Annotated in this window: 16 protein-coding genes; 2 read left to right on the top strand and 14 right to left on the bottom strand. The window is 41.1% G+C overall.

Annotated elements, in window-relative coordinates:
- Positions 1–80: 80 nt before the first annotated feature.
- The gene (locus NST07_RS07485) at positions 81–1,175 is read right to left on the bottom strand and encodes a DUF4236 domain-containing protein (RefSeq protein ID WP_342481306.1); all 1,095 of its coding nucleotides are present in this window, start codon (positions 1,173–1,175) and stop codon (positions 81–83) included.
- A gap of 280 nt (positions 1,176–1,455) precedes the next feature.
- On the opposite strand from NST07_RS07485, the gene NST07_RS07480 reads away from it, so the two are divergent.
- Together NST07_RS07480 and NST07_RS07475 are read left to right on the top strand one after the other, a co-directional pair.
- Positions 1,456–2,019: a hypothetical protein gene (locus NST07_RS07480; RefSeq protein WP_342481305.1), complete on the top strand. Its 564-nt coding sequence runs from the start codon at positions 1,456–1,458 to the stop codon at positions 2,017–2,019.
- A 162-nt stretch (positions 2,020–2,181) separates the two neighbouring features.
- Positions 2,182–3,297: a hypothetical protein gene (locus tag NST07_RS07475; RefSeq protein ID WP_342481304.1), complete on the top strand. Its 1,116-nt coding sequence runs from the start codon at positions 2,182–2,184 to the stop codon at positions 3,295–3,297.
- Between the two features lie 866 nt (positions 3,298–4,163).
- On the opposite strand, the gene sigK is transcribed toward NST07_RS07475, so the two are convergent.
- The 13 genes from sigK to NST07_RS07410 form a co-directional block, all read right to left on the bottom strand.
- Entirely contained in the window at positions 4,164–4,865 is a 702-nt protein-coding gene (gene sigK / locus NST07_RS07470; RefSeq protein WP_342481303.1) for an RNA polymerase sporulation sigma factor SigK, read from the bottom strand.
- Positions 4,866–5,930: 1,065 nt separating this feature from the next.
- The gene (locus NST07_RS07465; RefSeq protein ID WP_038587416.1) at positions 5,931–6,710 is read right to left on the bottom strand and encodes a DeoR/GlpR family DNA-binding transcription regulator; all 780 of its coding nucleotides are present in this window, start codon (positions 6,708–6,710) and stop codon (positions 5,931–5,933) included.
- Between the two features lie 49 nt (positions 6,711–6,759).
- Entirely contained in the window at positions 6,760–7,854 is a 1,095-nt protein-coding gene (locus NST07_RS07460; protein ID WP_341090842.1) for an ABC transporter ATP-binding protein, read from the bottom strand.
- Complete coding sequence (locus NST07_RS07455) at positions 7,851–8,687, bottom strand: hypothetical protein (RefSeq protein ID WP_038587412.1); 837 nt, start codon at positions 8,685–8,687, stop codon at positions 7,851–7,853. Before NST07_RS07455 ends, NST07_RS07460 begins: the two co-directional genes overlap by 4 nt.
- A gap of 28 nt (positions 8,688–8,715) precedes the next feature.
- Complete coding sequence (locus NST07_RS07450) at positions 8,716–9,621, bottom strand: sugar ABC transporter permease (RefSeq protein WP_341090841.1); 906 nt, start codon at positions 9,619–9,621, stop codon at positions 8,716–8,718.
- Between the two features lie 101 nt (positions 9,622–9,722).
- Positions 9,723–11,135: a hypothetical protein gene (locus NST07_RS07445; protein ID WP_342481302.1), complete on the bottom strand. Its 1,413-nt coding sequence runs from the start codon at positions 11,133–11,135 to the stop codon at positions 9,723–9,725.
- A 127-nt stretch (positions 11,136–11,262) separates the two neighbouring features.
- Complete coding sequence (locus tag NST07_RS07440) at positions 11,263–12,621, bottom strand: aspartate aminotransferase family protein (protein WP_341090837.1); 1,359 nt, start codon at positions 12,619–12,621, stop codon at positions 11,263–11,265.
- On the bottom strand, positions 12,611–13,423 hold the full coding sequence (gene phnX, locus NST07_RS07435; RefSeq protein WP_341090835.1) for a phosphonoacetaldehyde hydrolase: 813 nt from the start codon (positions 13,421–13,423) through the stop codon (positions 12,611–12,613). The genes NST07_RS07440 and phnX overlap by 11 nt, the downstream gene beginning before the upstream one ends.
- Positions 13,424–13,441: 18 nt before the next feature.
- Positions 13,442–14,545 carry a 2-aminoethylphosphonate--pyruvate transaminase gene (phnW, locus tag NST07_RS07430; RefSeq protein ID WP_341377673.1) on the bottom strand — a complete coding sequence of 368 codons (1,104 nt, stop codon included), beginning with the start codon at positions 14,543–14,545 and terminating at the stop codon, positions 13,442–13,444.
- An 11-nt stretch (positions 14,546–14,556) separates the two neighbouring features.
- A complete protein-coding gene (locus NST07_RS07425; protein WP_342481301.1) occupies positions 14,557–15,459 on the bottom strand; it encodes an MATE family efflux transporter in 903 nt (300 codons plus the stop codon).
- Positions 15,447–15,902 carry an MATE family efflux transporter gene (locus NST07_RS07420; RefSeq protein ID WP_342481300.1) on the bottom strand — a complete coding sequence of 152 codons (456 nt, stop codon included), beginning with the start codon at positions 15,900–15,902 and terminating at the stop codon, positions 15,447–15,449. The genes NST07_RS07425 and NST07_RS07420 overlap by 13 nt, the downstream gene beginning before the upstream one ends.
- Positions 15,903–15,910: 8 nt before the next feature.
- Positions 15,911–16,867: a hypothetical protein gene (locus tag NST07_RS07415; protein ID WP_341377670.1), complete on the bottom strand. Its 957-nt coding sequence runs from the start codon at positions 16,865–16,867 to the stop codon at positions 15,911–15,913.
- 2 nt (positions 16,868–16,869) lie between these two features.
- Entirely contained in the window at positions 16,870–17,847 is a 978-nt protein-coding gene (locus tag NST07_RS07410) for a hypothetical protein (RefSeq protein ID WP_341377668.1), read from the bottom strand.
- Positions 17,848–18,125: the final 278 nt, after the last annotated feature.

Here is an 18,125-nt window from a genome sequence, read left to right as displayed (position 1 = left end):
GTCGTGAACAGCGGCCCAATAAATAAGTAGTAATCTACATTTTTCAGATGGTAAAACAAACAAAACATTGTCTACAGAAGCTAAGATATTTGAAGCTTTGCAACTGGTTTAAACCCTGCAGTTTTTAAAAATTTCATATTATGCTTAAAGTTCTGCATTGAATCAGAACAATCAATACTCTCAAAGTTCAATCTATTTAATGTATTCTTATCAATTTTCACTGATAATATTGTGCAATCTTCATTGTGCCCGGTCGTTGGGTTTAGCATAGAATCCATTGCGTGGATATAAATATTATCTATGGGTAACAACGAAAACATATTTCTAGCAATTCTTAAAGCACAACTACAAACATAATCTTGTTCCAAATCATAAAAGGTTGTCTTGTTCATTGGCTTAGAGGATAGCTTACCCGTGCTTGTTAAAGTCTTTGTTTCTTTAGGAATGACATTCTCTGAGTTGATCTGAAATTCCACTTCAAGAAAATCTGAATTATATGCAAAGAAGTTAAACCCGCTTCCATATTCACTGAGATCTTCTAATGGATCCATCTCGTCAATTACTTTAAAATAGGCATCTACATCCCCCCTATTTATATCCCTAGCAAGTTGATTTAGATTTTCCCAGTTTATGTAATTCTCTTTATCTTCATTTTTGGCGTTATCTATTCCGCTTAACAACACTTGTTTTTTGGAATCATTTTTTAATACTTTCTCCATAAAGCTTGGTTTGTATGTTGCTAGTTTAAATTCAGCTTCTATTTGCTTAGGTCCGCTTGTTCCTTTAACAAAGGGTGGTCTTAAGCGTTCGATTGCCATCCAGTCAATAACTTCATCACATTCTTTATGGACAGATTTTATCAACTCAATTTTATTTTCATATAATTCAACTTCATACCGAGCTTGCTCAAGTATATCTAATTTTCTAGTCTCTTTTTGCCTTCTTAATTCTTCTTTCCGCTGATAAGCATTACTTCTATAATTTCTCGATCTTGAAGTCGAAGTTGAGTATGATAATCCAGTCCCTGGAATAGAAGCTGTCATTCTGCCACCTGTGCGGGAGTTAATACTGTAGCGCAGCCCCTTTGTACCAAAACTTAATCCTGCACTTTTCTTTCCTCCATTTAATCTGACGCCTGGAACAATTGAAAAGCTCTTTCTAAATCCAAATGCCATCTGTTTAAACTCCTTTCAATTATCTTTCACATTCTTTCCTGAGAAAAGCGCTACAGGAGTCTCGAATATTTTATTTAACTTAAAAAATAATTTTCTTCCGTCATATATCTAGGTTTATTTTACCATTACAAATAGTTCAAGAGTATGAACTTTCTAGGATTAATGAGAGAATAACATATATAAATCATTCCTCATATTGTAAAATCAAATTTGAAAACAACATTGCAACCTATTGAATGGATGGATGTGATTACAATTGAATGGATGGATGTGATTACAATTGAATGATGCACATAATACACTAATTAGTCGAAAAGTAAACTTCATACGCTCATATTCAAATCATCTGCTTATGGGCGGTGTTGATATTAACTCATCATATTCATTAGTTAATCTAAAAACGATAATTAGTGAGATTCTGACCGTTGTTACAAATATAATCGCTACTAGATATGACTTTGGACTTAAGCATCAGATTCGAGAACTGAATAATTATCTTGATGATAATTATTATTTCAAGAAAGAGTATGCCGTGAAAATTTCACGTTTAAAACAATCGGCTCGTACTATCATATCAATGGGGGAAAGCTGTACGAGAGAAATTTATATTCAATTTGAATCTGAAATTCTGAAATTAATGAAAGATATTGACAATACCTTACCTGGAATTATTAAAGATCTTAAAGAAAAAATTTATGATAATGTACCTTTCCAGAATTCATTAAATACGCTTAAATCAGTAACCTCTGATTTTTTATCAGAACTATTGCAAAAAGGCCACAATATAAATTTCATAGTAAAGTCACTTAACGAAACCTTTGAAATTAATACATGTGGTATATAAGATCTAAGTATAGAAAATGCATTAATGAAATTACTCGACACCCCTTATGCAGAAGATGTCAACATAACATATGTTTTTAAAATACTCGGATTAAAAATAATGAGGCCGTATCATATCGAAAATATATTATTCTATAATCCATTCAGGGAAGACATGCTCGAAATGGACGCTGGAGAGAAATTAATTGAGGGTGAGGAGTATTTACTTAGTTTTTCTGATCAAAAAATATTACAATCTTCTAGAGATCCATCCTCCTCTATAGAAATTGAATACCTTGACTATGATTGCCACGCAAGGCTGACCATCCCTGCAAAAAATATAAAGGAGGGATCCAGTAGAGCACTGAGAATTCTTGAAAATGTAATAAACATATTTAAATTTACCTACCATTTAAGGAATGTACATATTAGCAAACACTATTTTGGAATTAATTCTGTTACTAATGCTATTCATCACCCAATAATAACTATGGAAGATGAAGAATATATTTCTCACAAATATGATATAAGTTATTCGCCTCCCTTATTAAATAGGCAAGTTATAAAAGATATTAAAGATTCGAATAGCACATTAAATTCTTTGATTAAAAAAACTAAACCAGAAACTTTAGCTAAGTTATCTAACGTCTTATTTTGGTACGAAAAAGGACGTGAGGCAGAAACCGATCATGAGAAGTTTATAAGTTATTGGGTTGCACTGGAGTATTTAATTAAGAATGATAAAAACAAAACCGTCAAAAGCCAGATGCTTGATCTTATTCCCATTATGCTTGTCAGCCTTAGTTTTGTGAATGAGTTGAAATCTATATATAAATATTTTGATAATATTTTTTTCTCTCAAGGTCAATCTCCTAGTGAACTCAAAGATATAGAGGGGCTTCATAATTTCCCTTTAATTAACTCAAAAATATTTGCAGAACACATTTTAAAATTCAAAAAGTATTCGTCCGATGAATATATAAATCATAGGATTGATTGTTTTTGCAATGCGAGCATAAATGTTATAGATCAGAAAAGACAATTGACTCTTCTGAATAATAAATATCGTAATTTAACGAATAGGATTTATAGAATACGAAACAATATTGTCCATGAGGCAGGGACAACTCATAATGATCTTATCCTATACGCGAATTGGCTTGAATACATAATTCGCGTTCTTCTTAGTAATTTTGATTCTAAAAACTTGAATTCATCTCTGAGTTGGGACGAATGTAAGCAATTATATTGGGACTGGAAAAGGAATTTAGATGAGGGTACAGCGATAGACTTGGTCTAATGGATAACTTGCTTGAAACTGGAGAACATTCAGGCCTACAAATAAAAGCCCCTAGAGAACGCGTATTCGTTTAACCAAAAACCAAATAATACCAAGAAAGGTTAAAAATAACAATTGTAAGCGTAGTCCCGCAATATCTAGGTTTTACAGCGCCGCATAACTGGACACTAGAGATTATTGCAGCCTTGATTGAACATCGATTTTGAGTCAAACACTCGCTTCGTGGGATCCCCAAATGATGCATCGCCAGCAAAGCTACACCATACAAGCTATACCCTATTTAGCACACCGTCGCTGAAATTCGCACCCACGTGCAACTATTTATAGATCATCGACCGATTTTATGTGAGTAAAAAACTAATCAGTAAAATTACTAAAGAAAATAAAGACTGCAACTCATCAGGAGTGTGCAGTCTTTATTTTAGCAGCAACTTTACCTACTAAAGTATATTCAACTTTATTCAGTTGCATTTGATAATATACTGGCAATACAATAAGAATCTTAGGTCAGTACTGCTTCTAAACTCAATCAAAATACTTTACTTTTCTAAACACCATTTCACCACCCCTGTGCTCTATCCTCCTCATGAATCTTCACGAGTTGATTTAACACAAAAATCTTTTGAACTATATCCTCCGTTCATAAAAAGCTGCCTTTTAAAATAATTAATTTCTCTCTGGTGTTGGCTTTGATGTTTTTTGTGCCTTTCATAGGAATGCAACAATTGAACATGGAGATTATATATTTCCTTGTAGCTCATTGTAGTGAAACTCCCTTTATTGTATATTCTGAGATTTACTCAAGCATGTACACTGCGTATTACATAATAAAAGCAACTCATCCGAAGACAAGTTGCTTTCAAAAGTTATCTTTTCGTCTTATAAAACTCATGATATAACTTCATCAGCGCCCTTTTCTCTATCCGTGATACGTAACTCCGCGAGATCCCCAGATCCTTCGCAATCTCCCGCTGCGTCCGCTCCTCCCCGCCGGTATCCAGGCCGAAGCGGCCGACGACGACTTCCTTCTCGCGTTCATCCAGAATGTCGAGATTGCGGTAAATTTTACTTTTCTCAATCTTGAGATCCACCTCTTTAATAACATCGTCGGCTTCCGAGCCGAGTATATCAATCAGAGTAATTTCATTACCTTCCTTGTCCGTCCCGATCGGATCGTGGAGGGACACGTCCTTGCGCGTTTTTTTGAGCGAGCGAAGGTGCATCAATATTTCATTTTCTATACAACGAGCAGCAAAGGTCGCGAGCTTCGTGCCCTTGTTGGGCCGATAGCTTTCGATGGCTTTGATTAATCCGATTGTCCCGATGGAAATCAGATCCTCCATATCCTCGCCTGTGTTGTCGAACTTTTTTACTATGTGGGCAACTAAGCGCAAATTGTGTTCGATTAGCAAGTTACGAGCCTTAGCGTCGCCCTCAGCCATCATCCCTAAGTATTTGCTTTCATCCTGCTCCGAGAGCGGCTGGGGAAAAGCATTGTTTCTTACGTACGATACCAGCAGCGTCAGTTCTTTGATCAGTAGCGCTATCGTGCTTATGATTCCTGGCAACTTGGCGACACCTCCCGCACATGTACAATGAAACCGATCAGCAATGAGAACTACGGGTTCATGGTCCTTTTATTGTATGTGGGTAGATGCCTAGAAGTGCCTGTACGGGGGAAATAGGTACGGGCTATTATAACAGGGATTTTAGGTATACTCTTTAATGGTGGTGGTCTATTTCTTTTTGTGGAGTGAAAGGATCCACACAATCCGCATCGCAAATGAAATCATTAGCGTCAGCGCTAGGTCTACCTCCACTTGCCATGGTTTGCATTCAGTTTTTGAGCATTTTTTTGCCGACAGTAAATTCGATGAATCCCAACAATAATCCCATGATTATAATGTACCAGTAATCACTGATTGAAGGTGATAATGTCACCAGAGTGAAAATAATTGTATATAAGCCGTATAAAAGAATAGACCCACTTAACAATTTGTAAAACCTATTTCTTTTTGTAATAAAAAATAAAGCAATAAAAAAGATTAAACACACTGATAGCAGAATAGATAGGAAGTAGTAGAAAGAGGTTGTTAATGAAGTGTTGAACCCGATTGATTGGGTTTCACTTGTTAAATTATAAAAATTTTTGAATCCATCTGTTACTATTAAGATTACTATGATGATTTGAACCGCTTTCCAATCCTTTTTCATATTAAACTCCTTTCGTTGAAACTCACACCATAACCCTTTTTATGTAATTATAGGTAAGATGAAGAAGGAATTAAAGGTGGATTTCTCAGGATAGATAAGTTGAACTTTAGATTTACTGAGTCGGTTAGAACGCAACTGCGGTGAATGTTTGGACTTCCGGCCGCTGTTGTCTCCCGATTTCTTGATTTGTACCGCTATTGCGGTTGAAATCCGGAGACAAAGGCGGTCGCTATCGCTCCTACAGTTCCAAAATTCCCCTCCGTTGCTTTAGCCTCTAGCTAATTTTTTAATTCAACTTATATAGATTAGAAAGGCCAAAAAAAAAAATGACCTCAAACCACAATCTGTTACAGATCGTAATTTAAGGTTTCATTCATTAAAAACTTATGATTTTCAATTCAATCCAGCAAAGATAACCCCTAAGGATGGATCCATCTGACGTCGCTATCCTTGAGCTTCGGAATCCAACCGTTTGGAGGCGCTTGGTCGGAAACGATCACATGCACCTCATGAAAATCAACAATTTTGGCTAATGTTCGTTTAGCGATTTTCGACTCATCTGCAACTACAATCACTGTCTCTGAACAACGAATTAATTCCCTGGTCAGTACCGCCTGCTCGTAGTCATAGCTTGTTATCCCATACTCCAAGGAAACACCATCCACAGAAATAAAGGATTTATTGACATAGAAATCCTCCATAATTTTCTCAGCAATCGGACCGGATACCCGCAAGTGTTTTACGTTGACTTCTCCGCCTATCAAAATAATCTTACCGTCGAAGGCCCCGCGTTTTTTGTTTTCAATCAGTAACATCATCGCTGGTATAGAGTTGGTCAATATCGTTACATTATGCTTGCCCTCTAAGAAATGAATAATTTGCAGAGCCGTACTTCCTTCATCTATTATAATCACATCGTTGTGATCAATTAACTCCGCAGCGAGAAGCCCGATCTTGCTCTTAGCTTCAGCGTTTAATAATTCTCTTTCATAAAGCGGAGGCTCCATTCCTACCTTGAACTTAACTGCACCGCCATATATTTTTTTTAATTTATTTTCTTTTTCCAGCTCATCGAGATCTCTTCGAATCGTTTCCGTTGAAACTTCAAAGAGCAAAGAAAGCTCTCTGGCAATCACTTTGCCCTTCTCATTAAGCAGATTCATAATACTGATCTTTCTATCCTCCCCAGCAAGCGACAACTTGCTCCCTCCCTTTTTTTAGCATTGTATAACTACACTCTTTTTCCATTTAGGTGATAACCTTGCCGGTTTCTTCATCGAAAATATGAATAGCCTCAGAGTCTAGTGTAAGATAAATACGTTCATTATACGACACATTCAGATCCGAAGGGCTTAATATACGAATAAAATTCGTCGTGTTTTCATTATCGCCCAACATGACCTTGATCAATTTCTCCCGCCCAAGCTGTTCGACCAGCACGACCTTCGCCGGAATACTATTCTCCAGCTGTACTTTGGAAATCTGAAGATGATGAGGCCTTGCCCCTAAGGCTACCTTTGTTCCTTTAAATTCAGCATTCAATTTTTTAGTCGATAAAAGCTTATAGTCAAAGCCGTCTCCACGCAAAACACGTTCAGTTCCGTTGCGGAGCAGATCACATTTCAGGATGTTCATTGGCGGATTCCCCATAAAGTGTGCGACAAACAAATTAACAGGCTTCATAAATAACTCATCCGGTGTACCATACTGCTGAATTTTACCATTTTGCAGGATCGCGATTTTATCAGCCACCGCCATCGCTTCTTCCTGATCATGGGTCACAATAATCGTTGTAATCCCAAGTTTTAGCTGCAGGCGCCGGATTTCGTCGCGGACATCAACCTTTAAGCGGGCATCCAGATTTGACATAGGTTCATCCAGCAGCAGGAACAAGGGGTCTTTAGCAAGTGCCCGGGCCATCGCTACCCGCTGTTGCTGTCCGCCTGAGAGCTGGCTTGGCATCCGGTCTGTCAATTGATCAATCTGCAGCATTGCAGCAATCTCTTGGGCTTTTTGATAACGTTCTTTTTTCTTCACTTTCCGCTGCTTTAATGGAAATGCAATATTATCAAGGACAGTCATATGCGGATAGAGCGCGTAACTTTGAAATACCATCCCGATATCCCTGTCCTTAGGCTCCACATGATTTACAATCTTCCCGTCAAAATACACCTTTCCGCTCGTAGGCTGCAGAAGTCCGGCCAGAATCATTAACGTGGTTGACTTGCCGCAGCCGGATGGCCCTAGAAGCGCGACAAACTCCCCCCGCTTAATATCCAAGCTGACATTCTCCAGCGCTGTTGAATCGCCAAATTTCTTCGATATACCCTCTAGTTTTATCATACGCCTTTGGAACCTCCTATGGTCACCTTCATCATCGTCCGTTGGGTGAATAGATAAAATATGCCGATTGGAATGGTATAGAAGAGTCCAATAGCTGTAATTAGCCCAATATTTGTAACCTTATCATCATCTGTAAAAATCAGTTTGGCCAGGTAACCGGCAAGCGTCAATTTGGTGTTATCGAAAATAAACAGCTTGATTAGCAGCCATTCCCCGTAAGCCCCCATAAAAGCATAAATGGCGATCGCTGAAATACCCGACAGCATATTCGGCAGAATAATCTGATAAAGACATTTGAACCGGCTGCACCCGTCGATCATGCCGGAGAATTCCAAGTCCCAGGAGACTTCATCAAAAAATCCCTTCAGAATATACACATGCCAAGGAATCATTCCTGCTGCCGACAGCACAACAACTGCAAATACGGTGTTGAGCAGCCCTAAGTACATCATTATAAAGAAGCTTGTAATCAATAATGTAATTCCGGGAAAGGACCCCATAATAAACAGGAATTTCAAAGCAAATCCTTTGCCAACAAAATTCAACCTGGAAAAGGCATACGCTGCTGGAACCGCGACCAGAAGGTCAATCACCGTGATGAGCAGCCCAAATACAACCGTATTCATCACAATCGGCCAAATCATCGGAAAACTAATTCCTTCAAGAACAAAAGATCTCCTTAAAAACTGCCAATTCTCCCAAGACAATCTCCCTGAATTATAGTTGTATACCGACGATACAAATAACCAAATGATCATAAAAATGATAGGCAGCATTAACAGGACCATGAAGAAATGAATCATATTCCGTTTGCTGAATTTCCATAAGCTCACAGGGTTTCACCACTCTTATCTAGTATGGTCAGTCTTCTATCCGGGGAGGACGAATCAGTTTATTGAAATCAAATATCCTAAATAACAACAGTGTTAGCAGAAGTGAAATAATGACCACTATAACCGATATAGCAGCACCATATCCATACTCCAACCGATTAAAGGCCTGCTGGTAGCCATAGAGAGCTAACGTTGTGGTATCAAACACGGGGCCGCCTCCCGTAGCAAGCAGAATAAAATTGTAGCTTGCAAACAATCCGATCGTCGAAGTCACCGTAACGTACATAATCGGCCATTTTAATGCAGGAAGTATGATGTCCTTAATAATAGAACGGTCTTTGGCTCCATCCACCCTTGCTGCTTTATATACATCTTCGGGAATGGAATTGATCGAAGCCGAGAACAGAATCATGCCACCTGAGGCACCTGAGATGACTCCGGCAGCAATAATAATTAGTAGTCCTGCTTCATTGAACCAGGATACCGGTTGTTCCAGGCCAAAGTACATAATGACTTTATTCGCAAATCCTCCTGGTGTCGGGTTGAATATATACTTCCAGAATACAACATAGACTAAGCCAGGCATGGTGCTCGGAATCAGCCATATGACACGATAAAGGGCACCTATTCTTTTATTTTTCACCAGATACTGCGTGCAAATTGCCAAGAGCAAGCTGAAGGCTACGGTAAGGATTAAGGAGAAAAACACGTAAATCAGGGTTATCTTAATGATCGGCAATAAATTAATGTCTGCAAGGATCTGCCGGAAATTCCCCAGCCCGATGAAATCCGCCTTCATCTTACGGTCTAGATTTGTTGTAGACATCCATATAGTCGCAAATGCAGGAATGATAAAGAATAATAAAGTTAAGATCGCAAACGGCGCCAAAAACAGATAGGGGTAAGATTTTTTCTTCAATCTGGCTAAATTCATTGGCCCCTTCCTCTCTCATATGTACGGCTTGCAAAGGGAGGACTACAATCCTGCACTATGCAAGCCGTTGTTTCATCTATTATCGAAAATGTTGCTGCCGGCTATCTGAAAATGACTTGGTCCTGATCCACATTTTGCTTATAGTTTTCTTCGAATAACTTATAGGCTTCTTCTGCCGACGCACCATTAACCATGATTGCTTCAAGACCTTTAATTTGCTGCTTCAAATAATCAGGGTAAGCAAGATGCGGCGGACGTACCTTGGTATAATCCAGCATGTACGCTACATCATGTAGAAATCTGGAATCCTTAAACCGCGGATCTTCTTGTCCCGATTTTGTTACCGGCAGTTTGCCTGAGGCTATGGTGTGGTCCATTTGTAAATTTGGAGCCATTGCCAATTCAATGATTCGTTGAACATAAGGCATTTTATTCTCATCTACCTTGGAGCTGACGTAATACAGACGCGGATTGGCCAGTGAACCCGGTTCCCCGCCCTTACTTCCAGCCGGAATTAGAGTAAAGGTACTGTTTGCATAAAACCAATCCTCGAATTCCTTATCCGTTTTCCCATAAGCTTCTTTCATACTATTGTATGAACCGGTCCCTCCAATGAAAAACATGACATCCCCGTTGACATAATATCCGAAGCCCACATCTTCCAATGCGGCAAAGTCTTTCGTAATGGCGCCACTCTTAATTCCTTTCTCCCAAAAACTATAAGTATCTGTAATGCCCTTTTTATCGAAAATCACTTTACTTTGTTCCTGATCGTATGGCTCAAAGCCCATCATTTGGTTGTTGATATCCTGAACAGTGATGTTGTCCAGCCCATCACTTACCAAGCCGTACTTCGTCACCTTTTTCTCAACAGCTTCAGCAGCGATGTTCAGCATATCCGCCATCGTCCAATCACCTTTAAGCACCCGATCCGGAAGTCCTTCAATATCCGCATCCGACCAACCCAGCTTTTTTAAAGCAGTTTTGTTTATATACAGAGGGGAAGCATCCATATCCTGAATTGCACCATATACATGCCCTTGGTATTCCATGATATCCCATAGATTTTGTGGAAGAGTTTTGAATACCTCTGACTCCTTCAGCCAATCCATAGGTTGAATAAGTCCTGCATCCAGTTCCCAGCCAATATCCAGGCTTGAATTCATTGAAATATCGCGGTATTGGCCGGCTTGGGCTTGCAGAACAAGTTCATCATCACCAACAGCCGGCAAAATGTCGGCAACTACTTCTACATTTTTGCCTTGTGCCGTCAACTCTTCATTTAAGGCTTTAAAAGCAGCTGTATAGTTTGACATCCGGGCACCGTAATCGTCCTCACCTACACTGATTTTAATAATTTCTTTCGTCTTGGCATCCTTCGGTGCATTAGCTTTATTCTGAACATCTGCTGCAGAAGCTGTTTCTTTCCCCGTATTATTCTTCGCACTACATGCTCCCAATACCACAGTCAATCCTAGTAATACTACAAATAGCATGGATAATTTGGTCCGCATCTCCATTTCCCCTCATCCCATTTTTTATAATCCAGTACAATATTAGTATAAGAATAGAGTGTAATAAGAGGATTAATTCCACGTTAAATATATGTTTTTATGTTGTTTTATTATGTTTTTATGTTGTTTATCGTGGAAACACTTGCGAGATAGCCGTTTCAATACACTGGAGGGCATGCTGCAGCTGCCCTTGAGTTGTAATTAAGGGCGGCACCAAGGTTAACACATTGCCATTAGAAACCTTAAAGCTCAGTCCCATCTCCATACAGCGGTACATAACCTTTTCTGCCCCTTCTACCGCCTCTTTCTTCGTTTGGCGATCGGTAACCAGCTCAATCGCAGCGAGCATTCCAATCACCCGGACATCCCCAATGACTTCATGTCTATTCATCATTGCCATCAGCTCCCGCTCCAGATAAACTCCCATTCGCTCCGCATGCTCGAGCAATCCATGCTGCTCAATATATTCGATTGTTGCCAAAGCAGCGGCACAACCTACTGAGCTTTTCTCATGGGTATAATGCCCGAGGGATATATCATGAGCCACATCCAAGCCTTCACGTGCAATGATGCCCGCCATTGGAAATAATCCGCCCCCAAGCCCTTTGCCAATAACCACAATATCCGGAACAATATCGTAATGCTCATGAACGAACATTTTGCCGGTTCTCCCGAGGGCTGTTGGAATTTCATCCAGCACAAGCAGAACACCGGATTCATCGCATATTTGACGTAATCTTTGGAAATACGCCTTCGGCGGAACCTGTACATCTGTGCTGCGTACCGGCTCCATAATGACTGCCCCGACATCTGCCTCCCGCTTCAACATGTATTCCAGATAATCAAGGGTTTTCGAGCCGTCAGGATCGGAATTCCCATAGAAGCTGCGATAGGAATTATAAGGCATCATATGCTCTGTTCCCGGCAGCAAGGGTCCCATATGGTTTCGGAATACACCTTCTCCTCCAACAGAAATCGCATCTAGGCTTGCCCCGTGGAAAGAGTCCCAAGTAGAAATGGTCTTGAAGTTTCCCGTCGCTTTACGAACAAGCTTCATCGCGATTCCGATGGCACTTGTACCCCCAGGTGTGAATAACACCTTATTCAGATCACCAGGTGCCAGCTCCACGAGCTTGCGTGCTAATTGAACTGCAACCGGACTCGTATAACGCCGCGGCAGAAAAGACAGCTCGTCCAATTGCTTCTTGACCGCATCAATAACATAACTATTCTTATGCCCAACCTGATGCACGCTGTTACCGTGAAAATCCATATATTTCCGGCCGTCCAGATCTTCTAAATAGATGCCTTCAGCATTTGTAATTACGTTCAAACAAGGCGTTGACATCGATTGATGCAGAAAGTAGCGGCTGTCTTCTTCTAGAACATCTCTAGTGTGGCGGCTTAAATTCGTTTCTTGCCATTGCTCGCGTTCTGCCGATAGATTAATGTCTCCTTCACTTCTCTGATAAGCCTTAATATCCATGAGGGCTGTCCCCTCCCAGCAAACGGCTGTTAATCGTTTCAATGAGGCCAGGCAGCTGAGACATATCCTCAATAACCTCATGCGCTCCATACTCGATAAACTGCTGCTTGGCCGCTTCAACTAGAAGCTTCAAAGCAGCCGGCTCCAGCTCATTCACTTCTTCCTGCGTCAAACCTAATATGGAGCTGCCTTTAACGATGCCAACTGCCCATACTCCGGCATTTCTTGCCTCTTGCATGTCCGACTTCGTATCCCCTACTTTTACGATTTGAGAAGGCATGCCCATATCCAGATGAATCATATTCGCGTAGATCATATAAGGATACGGGCGCCCTCTGCCATGGACAGAATCAGGAGTCAGCCAGTAATCTGGTGCGTAACCATTCATCTCTGCCCTGCTTGCGACAATTTGCATCATGGTGTCGTTATATCCTGTCGTCCCGCCAATTCGTAACCCTGACTTTCTAAGCTGCTTCACGGTATCGACAACATACTCAATAGGTTCAGCAAATCGATGTAAGATTTCAAGTAGCTTCGGTTCAAAAGCATCGTGCAGCTGATCCACATCGCTGTCAGTGAATGGACGCCCCATCTTTTCTTCAAATTGGCTGCGAATCCGCGGCATTTCCAGCATCATCTTGATATGATCCCATTTTAAGCACCCCATTGGAGCTCTGACTTCTTCCATCGCCGGTTCGATCCCAATCATCCGGAAGATATCGAAGAACACATGCACGGGAGCCATACATCCATAATCGACCGTCGTTCCGGCCCAGTCCAATATTAGTCCTTGTACTTTCATAAACGAATCGCTCTCCATTCATTCCCCATTGTTTGTCGCATAGGACAATATTGCCGCACACAAACCCACCATATCTTCTAGATGCACATCGCCAATTGAACCGATCCGGAATACTTGTACGTCGCTTAATTTACCTGGATAGATTACATACCCTCGCTCCTTCAGAAAGAGATACATAGACTCAAAGCTGAAATGCTCAAAGTCCGGATACCTGAACGTAGTGATAATCGGTGACTGCAGCGGTTCGGGAAGGTATGCTTTAAATCCCGCACTTTCCATTAAATGAACTAATGTTTGTTGATTCTCAAGATATCTGACATAACGCCGCTCGACTCCGCCTTCTGCCTCTAATTCAACTAAGGCCTGAGAGAAAGCCCGTACCACATGCGTCGGAGAGGTGAACCGCCACTTCCCCTCCTCCTGCTCCATCACTTGCCATTGATCATACAGATCTAATGATAATGACCTTGCATTGTGCTTACACTTTGCCAATTCATCCTTGTTACAGAGAACAAAGCTGAAGCCAGGTACGCCTTGAATACATTTATTCGAGCTGCTGACTAAGTAATCAATGCCCCACTTCTCAACTTCTACCGGTATCCCTCCAAAGCTGCTCATGGCATCGACAATAGCTATTTTCCCGTGCCCCTTAATCGTCTGTACCAGCTGTTCGAGCGGATTAAGAATACCTGTCGTTGTCTCACAATGTACGAACGCAACATGGGTTATCGCTGGATCTTGCTTCATCAAGGTATCCACTTGCTCTACATCAATAATTTGGCTCGGGGCGAATTCTAAAGTTCGGTAACCAATTCCGAGTATCCGCGCAATTTGCTCGATCCGTTTGCCATACGCTCCATTAGCCAGAATAAGGAGTTTGCCATCCTGGGGGATAACCGTTCCAATCGTTGCTTCAATTCCGAAGGTTCCACTTCCTTGCATTAACACTGACGTATAACGGGCTTCCGATGCTCTGCCTATATGAAGCAGCTTGCTCCGAATCAACTGAACGATATGTTTATAACTGTCATCCCAGGTACACCAGTCCTTCAGCATCACTGCTTTGACGGAAGGTGTTGTGGATAACGGTCCCGGTGTTAATAATAAATAGTGGTCTCCCATCGTAGTACCTCCTACATATTTCGAACAAGATTTCTTGCCCACTTATTTGATCTGTATCTGAAATAGCCAAAACCAGCCTTCGCAACTTCCTCGAATACGAACAGCATATACACGATCTCGACGGGCAGGTGAAAGACATATACTCCAACAAACACTAACGGCAGTGCAATCAGCCAGGTTGTGACTAATACCAGCTTCATTGTGTACAGGTTATCGCCGCCCGCTCTGAACATGCCGACAATCCACAGGTTATTTAAGAAGAACATGATCATCACTACAGCTTGAATGACCATCACATGCCGGAAGGAGGTTCGCACCTCAATGCTAATATTGGGGAATAGATGTACAAAGTACGGATTTAGCAGCAATATAAGAGCTCCAACGACTACACCCGAATAGAGGGCAATCCGTGTGAATTTACGGGCATAGATAAGGTATTCACCCGATTCGACTTGACTTAACTTCTCGCCAATCATGACTCTGGCTGCGTACGCAAACCCGAAAATTCCCATCATGAAATATCGGTTAAACGTGAGCGCTAATTGGTAAGTTGCTAGAGCAGCCACTCCTAAATGACCAAAGGCTACCGCATATAACATATTGCCAACCGACCACATCCCTTCATGGAACAAGAGCGGCAGTGTGGTTATGTATATTTTCCGGGCGAAATCCCAGCGGATTGAAAGAATTTCTTTCAGCGTGACATTGAAATAATATTTGTTCCAATAGACGTAACCTAGTAGAATAACCGCGCTGAGCATAGAGGATATTAAGGTTGACCAGGCCGCTCCAACAATACCGTACACAGGAAAACCAAGCTTTCCATAAATAAGTGCATAGTCCAGTAAAATATTGACGAACATACCCATAACCCCAACAATCAGAGTCAGCTTCACCTTACCTATCGAACCCAATGCGTTGCTAAAAGCATCTTTATAGAATTAATTAAGAAAACGAATACGATCACAGATAAATATTGAATGCCATAGGCGATTGCCGGTTCATCCTGGATAAAAAGTGTGATTAACGGCGCTTTAAACACAGAGACAAGCATAAATACAATCAATGAAAGGAGGATGCTTGAGATCAGCATAAGAGCAAATGCTTTTTTAACATTTACAAAGTCTTTTACTCCATAAAATTGTGTAATGTAAGCTGAAATACCATAAATCGCTGCAAGAAGCATCCCAAGAATAAAGCTGATTTGACCCACTGCAGCCGTTATGGCAATCGCCGTATCCCCTAATCCTCCGACCATTAATGTGTTGATCAAAGAAAATGAATTCCCGAGTAGCATTTGAAGTACGGAGGGGATGACTAACCTCTTCATATCTTTACGAAATTCAGAACCGCTCATCTCTGCCCCTATTGCAGCTCATCCGGAAAAATTGGATTTGACCAGGCAATATTCCCTTCGAAATCAATGCATTCCACGCGAATATATTGCTCTGTACCCTCTATCTTGAACCCGCCGCTGGTAATGGGTGAAGCATCTTTGTTATATAACGCACGCCCATTATTGGGATGTGTAATAAACTTAATGAATTTTACCGGTGAGCATTTGATTTGCAAGAAGCCATTCTCTACCCGCAGATCCAGAATTTCCGGTCCCTGTGAAGAATAGAACTGTCCGCTCTTTAGCGCCGTGATCAACGTTTGCTGCTCCAGCTTGTCCGCATCGACCGAAATCCATCCACCGAAAAATTCCGAGATGACCTCATCTATTCGCCCTCCATGAGCATCATCGGCAGCCACGCCGAACACTTTACGCCCGTTCTTCAGTAAATAATCCCAATGGCGAACGCCGTACCCCACAGCTTCGTCGATTTCGGACTGGTGATTATAGATTTCTACCGCAAAATAGTTCTCTAGCTTCAGCAAATCCTCAGCGCGGTTTCTGGACCATTCCGGATGATTCATAATAATTAAATTCCCTTTATGCCTCATCTCTTCAATCAGGGTCTGAATCGTATCCAAGCTTTTATATTCAGGCTTCGCATGTTCTTCGTCGTGCTCGAATCCGTATTCTGAGCCTAACGATTTATCGAAAAGCCCGTGTATATGGTATTGCTGGCCCGTTTCTTTCCGGCTCATTTCACATGCCATTTCATAACCATCCAGCATGATAAATTTCTCGTCGTCATAGCTATCGGATTTGAAATAAATTTCATGATCGCTTAAACACATGAAGTCATAACCCTTATTCTTATAAGCTTCGATTACAACCTCAGGAGCATATTGCCCATCGCTGCGAGTTGAATGGGTATGGATATTCCCTTTAAATTTGCGCTTACTCTCGTCTAAATAGATTTTTGACTTCATGGCTATTCTCCTCCCTGCAGCAAATCGGATACAAATACAGGGTTGGACCATGCCACCTTCCCTGAGAAGTCAATACATTCCACACGAATATATTGCATATCCTTATCGACCTCCATGGACGCTTGGGTCAAAGGCTCCCCGCACTCAAAATCCCCTAAAAAAGCTCCTCTTTGGGGAAAAGATTTAAACATAATAAATTTACAGGGAGAGCACTCGATCATAAGTTCACCGTCCACCACTCGCAGATCGTAAATTTCCGGACCGCTGCTGGAATAAAATTCACCGTGTTTCAAGCTTTTCACAAGATCCTCTGGGTTCAGCGCTGTCGATTGCACCTGTACCCAGCCTCCTCCGTATTCAGGAATTCTCCATTTCGGATCATGTTCGTGAGAATCATCCGCGGCAATACCGAATACTCGTTTACCATTCTGCAGCGCATGATCCCAATAAGCTGCGCCATAAGAGCTTGTAGTCGACCACTCCGTAGCATGGTTGTAAATCTCTATTGCGAAAAATCCATCATATTTAACCATGTCCTCAAATCGGGTCAAGTGCCATTCCGGATGGTTGAAGATGACCAAATTCCCGTGCGCCCGCATTTCGTCAATGAGCAGTTGGGGCGAGTGGTCCCCTACCCATGGAATCGGCACCGGGAACTGCTCTAAATGTTCGAATCTTTCCAGCTCTGAATCTGCGGTAGGATCATTTAACACACCGAAATGGTAGCCTGGATTTTTATCTGCAACCTGGTTTAATCCCCCTCGTTCCATCCCTGGGAGAGTGACAAAGTCAACCGTATTGAATTCTTCCGTTCTGGCATAAATATCGTGGTCGGTAATCGAAATGAAATGATAGCCCTTGGCTTTAAAAGCTTCTACTACTTGTACTGCAGGTAAACTGCCATCCGACCAAGTGGTATGAAGATGCAGGTTGCCTTTATATTTAGTCTTTTCCCGGTCTAAATAAACTCTATTAATCATTACTTGCCCTCCTAATAATTTACGTTGTTTTCATGTGTTTTCATTTTGTTTTCTGTTGTTATTTTGATCATACAACCTGAAGTAAGAGCGTTTCAAGCCATTCGCTTATAATTAACAGTGGGCTAACAAAATTCATCATCCGTTAATAAAATTGCGGCTTACGGTCATCAAAAACGGACATGAAAATAGAAACGGAAGAGTTCTTTTATGGACGTCTCCCGTTTCTCAGAGCAATCAATATTATATTTTAAATCATACTCTGCTTTTGTTAGTCCAAT

The organism is Paenibacillus sp. FSL L8-0340, from assembly GCF_038593145.1.
Classification (GTDB): domain Bacteria; phylum Bacillota; class Bacilli; order Paenibacillales; family Paenibacillaceae; genus Paenibacillus_AQ.
Note: the sequence above shows the minus strand (reverse complement) of the source record. Positions and strands in the feature narration are given on the sequence as shown.